The organism is Pseudomonas danubii (assembly GCF_042980055.1).
Lineage (GTDB): Bacteria > Pseudomonadota > Gammaproteobacteria > Pseudomonadales > Pseudomonadaceae > Aquipseudomonas > Aquipseudomonas danubii.
Genome location: NZ_CP116502.1, coordinates 565,011 through 578,955, shown reverse-complemented (window position 1 = coordinate 578,955; position 13,945 = coordinate 565,011). Strand labels below are relative to the sequence as shown.

The 13,945-nt window shown below is 60.8% G+C and carries 9 protein-coding genes and 1 tRNA gene; 4 read left to right on the top strand and 6 right to left on the bottom strand.

Features of this window, described 5'->3' with window-relative positions; translation table 11 throughout:
• Positions 1-65 precede the first annotated feature (65 nt).
• Positions 66-2,441: a glucose/quinate/shikimate family membrane-bound PQQ-dependent dehydrogenase gene (locus PFZ56_RS02780; RefSeq protein WP_102881047.1), complete on the top strand. Its 2,376-nt coding sequence runs from the start codon at positions 66-68 to the stop codon at positions 2,439-2,441.
• A 174-nt stretch (positions 2,442-2,615) separates the two neighbouring features.
• Here the strand turns inward: PFZ56_RS02780 and PFZ56_RS02775 are convergent.
• The 5 genes from PFZ56_RS02775 to rpsU form a co-directional block, all read right to left on the bottom strand.
• Positions 2,616-2,692 (bottom strand) — tRNA-Ile (locus PFZ56_RS02775).
• Positions 2,693-2,707: 15 nt separating this feature from the next.
• The gene (locus PFZ56_RS02770) at positions 2,708-6,451 is read right to left on the bottom strand and encodes a bifunctional diguanylate cyclase/phosphodiesterase (RefSeq protein ID WP_170002865.1); all 3,744 of its coding nucleotides are present in this window, start codon (positions 6,449-6,451) and stop codon (positions 2,708-2,710) included.
• Positions 6,452-6,561: 110 nt separating this feature from the next.
• On the bottom strand, positions 6,562-8,409 hold the full coding sequence (gene rpoD / locus PFZ56_RS02765) for an RNA polymerase sigma factor RpoD (RefSeq protein WP_102861933.1): 1,848 nt from the start codon (positions 8,407-8,409) through the stop codon (positions 6,562-6,564).
• Between the two features lie 67 nt (positions 8,410-8,476).
• Positions 8,477-10,450: a DNA primase gene (gene dnaG, locus PFZ56_RS02760; RefSeq protein ID WP_110594482.1), complete on the bottom strand. Its 1,974-nt coding sequence runs from the start codon at positions 10,448-10,450 to the stop codon at positions 8,477-8,479.
• A 482-nt stretch (positions 10,451-10,932) separates the two neighbouring features.
• A complete protein-coding gene (gene rpsU / locus PFZ56_RS02755; RefSeq protein ID WP_002551877.1) occupies positions 10,933-11,148 on the bottom strand; it encodes a 30S ribosomal protein S21 in 216 nt (71 codons plus the stop codon).
• A gap of 200 nt (positions 11,149-11,348) precedes the next feature.
• Between rpsU and tsaD the strand changes: the two genes are divergently transcribed.
• Positions 11,349-12,374, top strand: a complete 1,026-nt coding sequence (gene tsaD, locus PFZ56_RS02750; RefSeq protein ID WP_102861931.1) for a tRNA (adenosine(37)-N6)-threonylcarbamoyltransferase complex transferase subunit TsaD — start codon at positions 11,349-11,351, stop codon at positions 12,372-12,374.
• Positions 12,375-12,412: 38 nt separating this feature from the next.
• Here tsaD and plsY read toward each other — a convergent pair whose 3' ends face one another.
• Positions 12,413-12,982, bottom strand: coding sequence for a glycerol-3-phosphate 1-O-acyltransferase PlsY (gene plsY / locus PFZ56_RS02745; RefSeq protein WP_102861930.1), 570 nt, complete (start codon positions 12,980-12,982; stop codon positions 12,413-12,415).
• A 74-nt stretch (positions 12,983-13,056) separates the two neighbouring features.
• On the opposite strand from plsY, the gene folB reads away from it, so the two are divergent.
• Positions 13,057-13,410, top strand: coding sequence for a dihydroneopterin aldolase (gene folB, locus PFZ56_RS02740; RefSeq protein ID WP_102861929.1), 354 nt, complete (start codon positions 13,057-13,059; stop codon positions 13,408-13,410).
• Positions 13,401-13,916 (top strand): 2-amino-4-hydroxy-6-hydroxymethyldihydropteridine diphosphokinase, encoded by a 516-nt coding sequence (gene folK, locus PFZ56_RS02735; protein ID WP_102861928.1) that lies wholly within the window; start codon positions 13,401-13,403, stop codon positions 13,914-13,916. Before folB ends, folK begins: the two co-directional genes overlap by 10 nt.
• Positions 13,917-13,945: the final 29 nt, after the last annotated feature.

Genomic DNA, 13,945 nt, shown 5'->3' with positions numbered 1-13,945 from the left:
AGTTGTCATAAGTAACCAGTTAGTACATTCTCGCGACCTGGTTTTACAGATGGCAGAGGTTTGACATGAAAAACACGGGGGCTGCCACCGGCAGCCGATGGCTCCTGATGGGGCTGGGCGTTCTGATTGCCCTGATCGGGCTCGGCCTGGCGGGGGGCGGTGGCTATCTCCTGAGCCTGGGAGGCAGCGCCTACTTCTTGTTGATGGGCCTGGCGATGCTGGTGTCCGGCGTGCTGATCGCCCGGGCGAATCCCCGTGGTGCAAGGCTGTACGGCGTGGCCTTGGTGCTGACGGCGATCTGGGCGGTCTGGGATGCGGGCCTGGAATACTGGCCGCTGGTTTCGCGGGTGCTGACCTTTGCCGTGATCGGCCTGGTGGTGGCGCTGATCTACCCGACCCTGGTGCGTGCCTCCGGTGCTCGTCCCGGGCGTGGGGCCTATGGCTTGGCGGGGCTGCTGGGCGTTGGCGTAGTGGCGACCCTGGCCTACATGTTCGTGCCGACCCATGTGGTCAAGGCGGACAAGGTGCCGGCGATCCAGCCAGTGGCACCGGGCACTGAACAGAAAGACTGGGCCCATTGGGGCAACACCACAGCGGGTAACCGTTTTGCCGCCCTGGACCAGATCAACAAGGGCAATATCGGCCAACTGCAAGTGGCCTGGACCTTTCGCACCGGTGACTTGCCTGAAAGCAACGGTGCCGGTGCCGAAGACCAGAACACCCCGCTGCAGATCGGCGATACCGTCTACACCTGCACCGCCTACGGCAAGGTGTTCGCCCTGGACGCCGACACCGGCGCCGAGCGCTGGAAGTTCGACCCCAAAGGTTACGCGCCCAACTGGCAGCGTTGCCGTGGCTTGGGCTATTTCGACGCCTCGGCGGTCCCGGTAAGCCAGTCCTCGGTGCCTGCCGCTGCTCCTGCGGCTTGCACCAGGCGCCTGTTCCTGCCGACCGGTGATGCGCGGCTGATTGCACTCGATGCTGAAACCGGCAAGCCCTGTGAAGACTTCGGCCTCCAGGGCACGGTCGATCTGAAAACCGACATGGGCGAGATCAAGCCGGGCTACTACCAGCAAACCTCGACTCCCCTGGTGGCCGGTACCGTGGTCATCGTCGGCGGCCGGGTGGCGGATAACTTCTCCACGGGCGAACCGCCGGGCGTGGTACGTGCCTTCGATGTGCGCAGTGGTGAACTGATGTGGGCCTGGGACCCGGGCAACCCGGCCACCACCAAGCGTCCGCCAGCGGGTGAAACCTATACCCGTGGCACCCCGAACGTCTGGTCGGCGATGTCCTATGACGCCAAGCTGGGCCTGGTGTACCTGCCCACCGGCAACGCCACGCCGGATTTCTTCGGCGGTCAGCGCAGCGAGTTCGATGACCAGTGGAGCTCCTCGGTTGTCGCCCTTGATGTGAAGACCGGCCAGGTGCGCTGGCACTTCCAGACCACCCACCACGACCTCTGGGATTTCGACCTGCCGGCGCAGCCGCTGCTGTACGACATCCCGGACGACAAGGGCGGTGTGCAGCCGGCGCTGGCGCAAGTCACCAAGCAGGGCGAGATCTTCGTGCTCAACCGCGAGACCGGCAAACCCATTGCTCGGGTGGAAGAGCGGCCGGTGCCCCAGGGCAATGTGCCGGGTGAGCGTTACTCGCCGACCCAGCCGTTCTCGGTGGAGATGCCATCCATTGGCAACCAGACCCTGACCGAATCCGATATGTGGGGCGCAACGCCCTTCGACCAACTGATGTGCCGCATTCAGTTCAAGGGCATGCGCCATGAAGGTGTGTACACCCCGCCCGGGTTGGATCACGCACTGCAGTTCCCAGGCTCCCTGGGAGGCATGAACTGGGGCAGCGTGTCGGTGGACCCCACCAGCCACTACATGTTCGTCAACGACATGCGTCTGGGCCTGGCCAACTACATGATCCCTCGGGATCAGATCGCTGCCGGTGCCAGTGGTATCGAAATGGGCGTAGTGCCCCAGGAAGGCACGCCGTTCGGTGCCATGCGCCAGCGTTTCCTCTCGGCTGTTGGCATTCCTTGTCAGAAGCCGCCGTTCGGCACCATGTCGGCCATTGATCTGAAGACCAGGAAGTTGGTGTGGCAGGTGCCAGTGGGCACTGTGCAGGACACAGGTCCGCTGGGGATTCGCATGCACTTGCCGATTCCTATCGGCATGCCGACCCTGGGCGCTTCCCTGGCGACCCAATCCGGCCTGTTGTTCTTCGCCGGCACCCAGGACTTCTACCTGCGGGCCTTCGATACCGGCAATGGCAACGAAATCTGGAAGGCGCGCTTGCCGGTCGGTAGTCAGTCGGGGCCGATGACATACGTTTCGCCCAAGACCGGGCGCCAGTACATCCTGCTTACGGCAGGCGGTGCTCGTCAGTCGACGGACCGTGGCGATTATGTGATTGCCTACGCGCTGCCTAAATAGCCACCGCGTCACGGCACTCTAAAAAAGCCGCGCACTGCGCGGCTTTTTCATCAGCGCACGCCAGGTACTTCGGTCCTGGGTGATGCTGGAAAAGACTGCGCGAAGCGCGCCATGTCCTGATGCCAGGCAAAACCTGCGGGCACAAAAAAGCCGCGTATCACGCGGCTTTCAATTTGGTGGGCCCACACGGACTTGAACCGTGGACCAAAGGATTATGAGTCCTCTGCTCTAACCAACTGAGCTATAGGCCCTCAGTAGGCGGCGGATTATAACGATGGTTTCTCGGCTGTGCTATCCGAAAAGTCGGAAACCCGGATCTGCAGGAAGGTTGCGCAGAACTCATCGGCTTCCAGGGGCAGGCTGACGATGTAGCCCTGGATCTGCTCGCAGCCTTCGAGAGTGAGGAAGGTCTGCTGGGCCTGGTTTTCAACACCTTCGGCAATGACCGTGAATTGCATGCTGCGGCCCAGGGCGATGATGGCGCGGACTATCGCCACATCGTGGGGGTCGTCCGGCAAGCCGCGGACGAATGATTGGTCGATCTTGAGAAAGTCCAGAGGCAGGCGCTTGAGATAGCTCAAGGACGAGTAGCCGGTGCCGAAGTCGTCGATGGCCAGTTGCATTCCCAGATGTTTGAGCTGATGCAGTACCTCCAGGGCTTCTTCAGCCTGGCTCATGATGAAGTTCTCGGTGATTTCCAACTGCAGCAACCCAGGCGGCAGGTCATAGTCGCGCAGCAGTTGTTCGATGCGGCCCAGCAGGTTGGGTTGGCGCAACTGGGCACCTGCCAGATTCACTGACAGTGGCCCGAAATTCTCATAGCGCTGACTCCAGGTATGGAGTTGCTGGCAGGCCCGCTCCAGTACCCAGTCCCCGATCAGCAGGATCATGCCGTTCTCTTCCGCCAATGGAATGAAATGCTCGGGGGGGACGTCGCCGAAGTTGGGGTGGTGCCAGCGAATCAGCGCTTCGGCCCCCACCAGTTCGTGGCTGCTGAGGCTGATCTTGGGTTGGAAATAAAGAGACAGCTCTCCACGTTCGATGGCCCGCCGCAGTTCGTGCTCCAGGGCGACACGTTCGCTGGCCTGGGCGGTCAGGTCGCGGGTGTAGCGCTCGACCCGGTTGCGCCCCTTGGCCTTGGAGCGATACATGGCGGCGTCGGCGTTCTTGATCAGCGTGGCAACGTCGCAGCCGTCCTTGGGGTACAGGCTGGTGCCGATGCTGGCGCTGATGAAGAACTCGTGCTCGCCGGCCTGGAAGGGGGCGGTGAAGCAGTTCAGCAGCTTGGTGGCGATATGGTCGGCGTCGCTGGCCTGATGCAGGCCCGGGAGCAAGATGATGAATTCGTCTCCGCCCAGGCGGGCGACAGTGTCGATGTCTCGCAACTGTTCCTTGAGACGTACCGCGATGCCTTTGAGCAGCAGGTCGCCCACCGGGTGCCCAAGGCTGTCGTTGATGTGCTTGAAGCGATCCAGGTCGAGAAACAGCACGGCGCCCTGGCTGCCGTTTTCCTCTTGGCTGTTGAGCGCGGTCAGTAAGCGGCTTTCGAACAAGGTGCGGTTCGGCAGTCCGGTAAGGGGATCGTGGTGGGCCTGGTAGTCGAGGCGTGCCTGGGCATGCTTGAGGCTGGAGATGTCGGCGAACACCGCAACGAAATGGGTGATCTGCCGATCCTTGTTGCGCACTGCGTTGATCGTCAGCCAGTTGGGGTAGAGCTCGCCGTTCTTGCGACGGTTGGAGATCTCGCCCTGCCAGTGGCCTTCCAGGGTCAGTTGGTGCCACATCGCCGCATAGAAGGCGCTGTCATGCAGGCCGGACGCCAACAGGCGCGGTGTGTGTCCCAGGGTTTCACTTTCGCTGTAACCGGTGATCTCGCTGAAGGCACGATTGACGGCGCTGATGCGCTGCTGGGTATCGGTGATCATTACGCCTTCGGCGGTGCTCTCAAACACCGTGGCGGCCTGCTGCAGTTTTTCCTGCATCAACTGGCGGTCGGTGATATCCCGGGCAATGGTCAGCATGCAGTCGTCGTCGCCAATGGGCAGCGGTCGGCTCGACAGTTCACAGAGACGGATCTGGCCATCGTTGCGTCGGATGTGGCAGCTGAAGTCACGGACAAAACCGTCCCGCTGCAGCAGGTCGAGCAGTTGCTTGCGCTCGTTGAGGTTGACCCAGATTCCCAGGTCCAGAGTCGAACGATCCAGGGACATGGCACTGTTGAAGCCGGTGATGCGGCTAAAGCCCTCGTTGACCTCGATCAGCAGTCCATCCCGTTGCCGGGTCAGCAACAGCCCATCTGGCGAAGCATGGAAGGCTTTGGCGAACTTCTCCTCTGAGATCTGCAACTGTTGCTGGGTTTCCTTGAGCTGGCTGATGTCGCGCACTACCACCACCAGCGCCGGGGTGGTGTCGAGGTCGAAGGGTTCGGCGGAGATCAGGCCGGTGAAGACTTGGCCATTGTGGCGGCGGAAGGGCATTTCCAGGTTGCGGATGCTACCGGCCTGCAAGCGCTGCAAGAGGCTCGGGCCGACCCCCGGGATGCCCCAGATATTCAGTTCGGTGGCGGTCTGGCCAATCACGGTTTCGGCGCTCAGGCCGATCTGCTCCTCGAAGGCCTTGTTGACCTCCAGCAGGCAGCCGTCGGACAGGCGCGCGATGACCAGGATGTCCGGGCACTGCTGGAACACCGAGGCGAACTTCTGCTCGGAAAGGCGCAGGGCCTCTTCAGTGTGCTTGGTCTCGCTGATGTCGATCATCAGGCCGCGCATCACCGGCTCATGGCCGTGTTCGATCAGGCTGACGATATCGCGCACCCAGAGGCATCGGCCGTCGGCGGTGATCACTCGATAGTCGAGGCTGTGGTCGCGTCCGGCCTGTACTTCGTGGTCGCAGAAGGCCTGGGCGCGAGTCAGGTCGGCGGGGTGGATGATGTTGCGCCAGAACCCCGGGATCAGCCAGTGGGATAGGGGGTAGCCCAGCAGGGCTTCGGCATGGGGGGAGACATAGCTGTAAGTGAAGTCGCTGACACGCGCCTCCCAGGCGATGGCCGAGAGGCTTTCCACCAGGCTGCGGTAATGGTATTCACTGCGGCGCAACTCCTGTTCCAGAGCCACCCTGCGGGAGATCTCCGAGCTCAGGCGACGGTTGATGCGGATCACCACCGCCAGCACTGTGACCAACAGCAGGAGGCCGGGCAGACCGTACATCAGGACGTCCGACCAGAACGTCCGATGGTCGAGGACGCTGCCGACCCAATGCTGTTGAATCGCGCTGATTTCCTCGGCACTGAGGTCCGCCAGGACCTTGTCGAGTATGCCCGCCAGGATCTTGCTGTCCCGTGGGACGCCCATGGCCAACTGGTAGCGATAAGGGGTTTCGCCGCTGACGTACAGGCCCTCGAGCTTTAGCTGGCGCAGGCTCCAGACACTGGAGGCCAGATCGCCCACTACGGCGTCCACCTCGTCGGTGGCCAGGGCCTGCAGGGCCGAGCTGATATTGGGCAGGGCCACCAGGTTCAGGTCCGGGTGTTGGGTGCGCAGCAACTCGTGGGGGGCGTAGTTCTCCACCACCGCGACCTTGATGCCGTAGAGATCCTTGAGGTTGCGCGGTTGTGCGCCACCTGCATGGGCCAGGATAACAATGGGGAAGTCGAGATAGGGGCGGGTGAAGGCCATGTAACTCTGGCGTTCCGGGGTCGACATGATGCCGGGCAGCAGGTCCAGCTTGCCTTGCTTGGCATCTTCGAGCACGGCGGTCCAACTGGCCGGTTCGACGGGCGTCAGGGTGATTGACAGGCGTTCCTGGATCAGATGGATGTAGTCCGCTGCCAGGCCCTGGTAGCGGCCCTCTTCATCCCGATACTCAAAGGGCGGCCAGGAGGCATCTATACCCAGGCGCAGTTGCGGGTGGGCCTTGAGCCAGCCACGTTCTTCATCGGTGAGAGTCAGCGCGCCAGCCGTTGCGGTCCAGGTAAGTAGCGCCAGCAGAAGCATGGCCGACAGTCTGGGCATAACCGTCTCGTTATGGCACGGGGAATGTTTCGAGTGTAGACGGGCTATGGGGGTGGGGGAGGGAGGATCTGCAAAAAGCAAAACCCCCAGCTGGGCTGGGGGTTTTGGGCTTACTCGTCGAGGAAGGAGCGCAGATGCTCGCTTCGCGTCGGGTGGCGCAGCTTGCGCAGCGCCTTGGCTTCGATCTGACGAATCCGTTCACGGGTCACGTCGAACTGTTTACCAACCTCCTCAAGGGTGTGGTCGGTATTCATGTCGATGCCGAAGCGCATGCGCAGGACCTTGGCTTCACGGGCAGTGAGGCCGGAGAGTACTTCGCGAGTCGCTTCTTTCAGGCTCTCAACGGTGGCTACATCGATTGGCGACTGCATGGTCGAGTCTTCGATGAAGTCGCCCAGATGGGAGTCTTCGTCATCACCGATCGGGGTTTCCATGGAGATCGGCTCTTTAGCGATCTTCAATACCTTGCGGATCTTGTCCTCAGGCATTTCCATGCGTTCGCCCAGCTCTTCCGGGGTCGGTTCACGACCCATTTCCTGCAGCATCTGCCGGGAAATGCGGTTGAGCTTGTTGATCGTCTCGATCATGTGCACCGGAATACGAATGGTGCGGGCCTGGTCGGCAATCGAGCGAGTGATCGCCTGACGGATCCACCAGGTGGCATAGGTCGAGAACTTGTAGCCGCGACGGTATTCGAACTTGTCTACCGCTTTCATCAAGCCGATGTTGCCTTCCTGGATCAGGTCGAGGAACTGCAGGCCACGGTTGGTGTACTTCTTGGCGATGGAGATCACCAGACGCAAGTTGGCTTCAACCATCTCTTTCTTCGCGCGGCGGGCCTTGGCCTCACCGATCGACATGCGACGGTTGATGTCCTTGATCTCGGCAATCTTCAAGCCGGTTTCAACTTCAAGCGCGGTCAGCTTCTGCTGGCAACGGATGATATCCGGCTGCAGACGGGCAATGGCTTCGGCGTACTTGCTCTTGCCTTTGGCCAGGGCGTCGGTCCAGCTTTCATCCACTTCGTTGCCCGGGAACTGGCGCAGGAAGTCGGCACGCGGCATACGGGCATCACGCACGCAGAGTTGCATGATGGCGCGTTCTTGCTGACGCAGACGATCCAGGGCGCTGCGTACACGTTCAACCAGGCCTTCGAATTGCTTCGGAACCAGCTTGATCGGCATGAACAGTTCGGCCAGGGCCAACATCTCGGCGATGGCTTGCTTGTTCTCGCGGCCGTGCTTCTTCAGCGCCTTGCGGGTGATCTCCATCTGATCGGCGACGGCGCCAAAGCGCTGTGCAGCGACGACCGGATCCGGACCGCTTTCGGCTTCTTCTTCGTCTTCGGTTGCTTCAGCTTCTTCGTCATCGCTGTCGTCATCCGCTTTCGCGGTTTTGGTGTCGACAGGAGGCGGTACTTCGGCGGCAGGCGGCGTAATACCGTCATCCGGGTCGATGTACCCGCTGAGAACGTCAGACAGGCGGCCACCTTCGGTGGTGACGCGAGTGTATTCGGAGAGGATGTGATCAACCGTGCCAGGGAAGTGCGCGATTGCGCCCATCACTTCACGGATGCCCTCTTCGATACGTTTGGCGATTTCGATTTCGCCTTCACGTGTGAGCAGCTCTACCGTACCCATTTCGCGCATGTACATGCGCACTGGGTCGGTAGTGCGACCAATGTCGGTTTCCACAGCCGCCAACGCTGCGGCGGCTTCTTCAGCTGCTGCTTCGTCGGTGTCGGCTTCGGCCAACAAAAGGGCATCCGCATCCGGAGCACTCTCGAATACGTTGATCCCCATGTCGTTGATCATGCGGATGATGTCTTCCACCTGTTCCGGATCTGAAATATCCTCCGGCAGGTGGTCGTTGACCTCCGCGTAAGTCAGGTAACCCTGCTCACGTCCACGGCTGATCAACTCTTTGAGGCGAGACTGCTGTTGCGCTTTTCCGGACATAACACCCTATCCACTGAAGGTCTTGGCGGGCAAAAAACAAGCCGAGGATTATACCCGAGCTATGACCTCACGCGCCAGTTGAGGTCGGGTTTGATGCGGGAACATTGCGTTTTAGAAGCTCAACCAGCTGTATTTTCTCTTCGCTGCTGAGCTCGCTTTGGCGCGATTTCCTGAGAAGTTGTTCTAAAACACGCTCGCGTTGGCGGGCGGACAAGCTATTAATGGTGTCGAAAAACTGTTGTTCAAGGTTATCTCCGTCGATCAACCACTCTTTTTCTGCCAGTGCGGTAAGCAGGTGCCCCTGTTGAGTGCCGTGCCAGCGCGCCATCAGCTGATGAATAGAGCGTAGCTTAGGATTTTTCTGTACGGCTTCGATCAGGGCCACCAGCAACTGAGTGTTGGTGTTGTCGTCATCGGCAAAATGTCCGGCATCTTCAACTTTTTCTGCCAGTTGCGGGTGATGCAGCAGGGTGCGCAAGGCTGCAAGCGTAGGAGGCTCCACCGCCGCCGGGATGCGAGGGCCGCGAGGCTGGTCGCGATCGCCCTGGCGCTTGCCTTTGCCGTTCTTGTCCCAGGGCTTGTTTTCCCATTTCTTGCCACCGCCGCTTTTCTTCGGCGTCCACTCTTGTTGAGGGGCGTACGCTTCCTGATGGGGCTCGTGGTAGTCGGCATAATCCGGCATGGCGTCGTAGTCGATGCCGGCGTCATAGATTGGGGGGGCTTCCGCTGGGGCGCTGTGGGCTAGTTGATTCACCGTTTCATTGGTCAGGCCGGTGATTTCGGTCAGGCGCTGGCGCATCAGGGTGCGCAGGTTGGCCCCTGGGATTTTCTCGATCAGCGGTGCTGCCAGGGTCGCCAGATGAGCCTTGCCTTCCAGTGAGCGTGGGTCGGCCTCGTCGATCAGTTGCTGAAAGAAATAGTCCGCTAACGGCTGGGCGTGCTGGTTGATGCGGGCGCGGAAGGCGTCTGTGCCTTCGGAGCGGACCAGGGTATCCGGGTCTTCCCCTTCCGGCAGGAACAGGAAGCGCGCACGGCGCCCGTCCTGCAGGCAGGGCAGGGTGGCCTCGAGGGCGCGCCAGGCAGCTTTGCGTCCGGCTTGGTCGCCGTCAAAGCAGAACAATACGTTGGGCACAATGCGGAACAGGCGCTTGAGGTGTTCCTCGCTGGTGGCGGTGCCCAGAGTCGCGACGGCATTGCGCAGGCCCTGCTGGGCCAGGGCGATCACGTCCATATAGCCTTCAACGACGATGATCTCGTCGAGGTTGCGGTTGTTCTTGCGAGCTTCGAACAGACCGTAAAGCTCTTGGCCCTTGTGGAATACCGGAGTTTCCGGAGAGTTCAGGTATTTGGGTTTGTCGTCCCCCAGAACCCGGCCGCCGAAGGCAATGATCCGGCCGCGGGTATCGCGGATCGGGAACATCACGCGATCGCGAAAGCGGTCATAGCGTTTGCCGGTCTCGGCGTTCTCAATCAGCAGCCCGGCATCGATCATGGCCTTCTGCTGCAGAGTGTCGCTGCTCAGGTGCTTGAACAGGTTGTCCCAGCCGGGCGGCGCAAAGCCCAGGCCGAAGTCCCGGGCAATTTCGCCGGTGAGGCCGCGCCCCTTGAGGTAGTCGACTGCTGCCTTGCGTGCCGGGTGGCTTTTCAGTGCCTGGCGATAGTAGTCGGCAGCGGCGCTGAGCAGCGGGTACAGCGGTGAGTCTGTGGGTTGTCGGGGTTTGCGCTGGCCACGATTGCTTTCCTCGCGGGGGATCTCCATGCCGGCAGCTTTCGCCAGTTCCTCGACGGCCTGGGGAAAGTCCAGATTGTCGTGGTCCATGATGAAGCCGAGGGCATTGCCGCCTGCGCCGCAACCGAAGCAGTAATAGAACTGCTTGTCGGGGCTGACGCTGAAGGAGGGGGTCTTTTCCTTGTGGAATGGGCAACAGGCTGTGTAGTTCTTGCCGGCTTTCTTGATCTGCAGGCGCGAGCTGACTACATCGACGATGTCGGTGCGGTTCAGAAGGTCGTCAATAAAGCTCTGGGGAATAAGCCCGGCCATTGCGTTCTCGTCATCACTGCGGGGAAAAATAGCCCTGGCGACGCTGTCGAAAGATCAGGTGAGGCGGTGCCTGAAGGGGGGGCGCGGCTCGACCTGGTTTTCGGCTTGATCGCAGTCGGGAAGTGTATCTGCCGAACGTCCACTGACGTTAATTGCAATCAGTATTCGACTATTTGAGGCAGTGCGCTGAGTCCGACAGTGGCCGTTGGAGGGCCTCGGATAGCTCATCAAGCGGGCGCTGGAGAAGGGCGCCTTGGGCTGATCGTCTGCAGGAATCAGTAAGGGTGTGCTCGTCAGTAGCCTTGGAAGGCTCGTCAGAAAAGACGTGCACCGCTGGCAAGAAGCCAGGTCTGACGTGGTGAAGCAGATTCGTCTGGGTCGCATGGGCGGCTTTGACGGTGAAGCATCAAGCGTATTCCGCAAATGCCATTAGCCCGGCTGAGGGCCGGGCTTGGCAGAAGCTTGCAGCGAACGTCTGTGTATTAGTACAGACGTACGGCGCGGCGCTGTTCGCGCTGAACTTTCTTGGCGTGACGCTTAACAGCAGCAGCTGCTTTGCGCTTACGCTCGGAAGTCGGCTTCTCGTAAAATTCGCGGCTACGAACTTCAGCCAGAACACCGGCTTTTTCGCAGGAGCGCTTGAAACGACGCAGAGCTACGTCGAAGGGTTCGTTCTCTTTAACTTTGACGGCTGGCATCCAGAGCTACCTTCATTCATTACCGGGGTCAACGTTCTCGTCGCAAAAATCGCGGCTGAGGTCGTCGGTTTTTAAGGGTTGCGGATGTTAACCCCTCAACGCTCGGAATGCAAAGCCTCTGATCGAAAACCGCTGGCCGGGCGCGGGAGTGGCGACTATTATGCGCGCCTTCGAATTCAGCCTCTACAAGGCGCAAACCCATGCTAGTACTGGGATTAGAAACCTCCTGCGACGAAACCGGCGTCGCGCTTTACGACAGTGAGCGTGGCCTGCTGGCCGACGCGCTGTTCAGTCAGATCGACCTGCATCGCGTCTACGGTGGCGTGGTGCCGGAACTGGCCTCTCGTGACCACGTCAAGCGTATGCTGCCCCTGATTCGCCAGGTCCTGGCGCAAGCTGACTGTGTCTCCACCGAGATCGATGCCATTGCCTACACTGCGGGTCCCGGTCTGGTGGGTGCCTTGTTGGTAGGTGCCTCCTGCGCCCAGGCGCTGGCATTTGCCTGGGGGATTCCGGCCCTGGGCGTGCATCACATGGAAGGTCACCTGCTGGCGCCGATGCTCGAGGAGCATCCGCCGGAATTTCCGTTCGTCGCTTTGTTGGTGTCGGGCGGCCACACCCAGTTGGTCCGGGTTGATGGCATCGGCCAATACCAGCTGTTGGGCGAGACCCTGGACGATGCGGCAGGCGAAGCGTTCGACAAGACCGCGAAAATGATTGGCCTGAATTATCCAGGCGGCCCCGAGATCGCCCGCCTGGCAACACAGGGCGTCCCAGGGCGTTTTGTCTTCCCGCGGCCAATGACCGATCGTCCGGGCCTGGACTTCAGCTTCAGCGGCTTGAAGACCTTCGCCCTGAACACCTGGCAGCAGTGCGTCAGTGCTGGAGACGACGGTGAGCAAACCCGTTGCGACATCTCTCTCGCCTTCCAGCAAGCGGTGGTGGAAACTTTGACCATCAAGTGCAAGCGCGCCTTGAAGCAGACAGGCCTCAAGCGTGTGGTCATTGCCGGGGGTGTGAGTGCCAACAAGGCCCTGCGAGCCTCCCTGGAAAACATGCTCGCCGAGATGAACGGCAATGTGTTCTACGCTCGTCCCGAGTTCTGCACCGACAACGGCGCGATGATCGCCTATGCCGGCTGTCAGCGTTTGCAGGCCGGACAGCAGGAAAGCCTGGCGATCAGTGTGCAGGCACGCTGGCCGATGGAGCAGCTGTCAGCACTCTGAGAGAGGCGCGCAAGCTGAAGTCTTTTCATCTGTCGGATTCAAAAATGCCGTTCGCGCCCGGCAAACAGGTCGCGTAGATTGCCGCGATGGCGCCAAACGATCAGTAGCGTGAGTACGCTCATCGGTAGTAGTGCCTCAGGTTCCTGCCAGGCCAGTAGCGGCAGGGTCAGGGGTGTGGCGATCAAGGCGGCCAGTGAGCTGGTGCGGGTCAGGTAGAAGGTCAGCGCCCAGGCGGCGATGGCCAGGAGCGCCGCCGGGGGATAGAGCCCCAGCAACATGCCGGCAGCAGTGGCGACGCCTTTGCCGCCGCGAAAGCGGAAGTACAGTGGGAACAGGTGGCCGATTACGGCGTAGAGTCCGATCCACGCCTGTTGCTGCAACGAAAGCCCCGCAAGGTGGGCGATCAGCACAGGCACCAGGCCTTTGCACAGATCCCCCAGCAGGGTTAGGACAGCGAGTTTTTTGCCGGCCAGGCGCAGCATGTTGGTGGCACCGGCATTGCCCGAACCACTCATTCGCGGGTCGGGGTTGCCCGTGAGGCGGCTGAGCAAAATGGCGAAGGACAGAGAGCCAAGCAGGTAGGCGAGAATCGCCAGTAACCAAAACATGCTAACTATTCCGGGCGAGGATGCCCTGATTCTAACGGCGCATTGCGCCCTTGTCGTGCTGCGGAGAAGAGTGCTTGGACAGAGTGTTTATCGAAGGACTGGAAGTGGACACCGTGATTGGAGCCTACGACTGGGAGCGTGGCATCCGACAGTGTCTGCGTCTTGATCTGAGCTTTGCTTGGGATAATCGCCCGGCTGCTGCTGGGGACGATCTGACGCTGGCGTTGGATTATGCCAGTGTTTCCGCGCGGATCCAGGCGTTTGCCGAGCAGGCCCAGTACCAGTTGGTGGAAACCTTTGCCGAGCGTCTTGCCGAAGTGTTGATGAGCGAGTTTCACATTCCTTGGCTGCATTTGAAGCTGACCAAGCCAGGCGCTGTTCCGGCCGCCACTGGCGTGGGTGTGGAGATCGAGCGCGGATGTCTCTGACTCAGGTGTTTCTGGGGCTTGGTAGCAATATCGAGCGTGAAGCTCATCTGCGGGCCGGGCTCGATGCCTTGGCCGGTTTCCTGGTGGATATGCGTTGCTCGGCAGTGTTTGAAAGCCAGCCGGTGGGAATCAAGAGCGGTCCGTTCTTCAATCTGGTGGTGTCGGGTTACACCGACTTGCCGTTGACTGAACTGGACCGGCGTTTGAAGTTCATCGAGGCGGACAACGGTCGTTATGCCCCGGACCGCAAAGGTTTGCCACTGGATATCGATGTGCTGCTGTACGGCGACCTGACTGGCAATTTCGATGGCTTGATCCTGCCCCGTGCGGAAATCCTGAAGAATGCCTTTGTGCTTTGGCCGTTGTCGCTGATGGCGCCGGAGCGGCTACACCCATTGGCCGGCAAGAGCCTGGGGATGCTTTGGGATGAGGCGCAGATCGATCAGGTTCTAGCGCCTGTGGCCTTCGAATGGCAGGGCAGGCAACTGACGCCTCCGGGCCTGTAACTCCTCGGGCTCTCCTTGTGCTGACAAGG

Bases quoted from the DNA above. Each gene is read 5' to 3' on its own strand.
- PFZ56_RS02780 (WP_102881047.1), top strand. From the start codon at position 66: ATGAAAAACACGGGGGCTGCCACCGGCAGCCGATGGCTCCTGATGGGG.
- PFZ56_RS02770 (WP_170002865.1), bottom strand. From the start codon at position 6,451: ATGCCCAGACTGTCGGCCATGCTTCTGCTGGCGCTACTTACCTGGACC.
- rpoD (WP_102861933.1), bottom strand. From the start codon at position 8,409: ATGTCCGGAAAAGCGCAACAGCAGTCTCGCCTCAAAGAGTTGATCAGC.
- dnaG (WP_110594482.1), bottom strand. From the start codon at position 10,450: ATGGCCGGGCTTATTCCCCAGAGCTTTATTGACGACCTTCTGAACCGC.
- rpsU (WP_002551877.1), bottom strand. From the start codon at position 11,148: ATGCCAGCCGTCAAAGTTAAAGAGAACGAACCCTTCGACGTAGCTCTG.
- tsaD (WP_102861931.1), top strand. From the start codon at position 11,349: ATGCTAGTACTGGGATTAGAAACCTCCTGCGACGAAACCGGCGTCGCG.
- plsY (WP_102861930.1), bottom strand. From the start codon at position 12,982: ATGTTTTGGTTACTGGCGATTCTCGCCTACCTGCTTGGCTCTCTGTCC.
- folK (WP_102861928.1), top strand. From the start codon at position 13,401: ATGTCTCTGACTCAGGTGTTTCTGGGGCTTGGTAGCAATATCGAGCGT.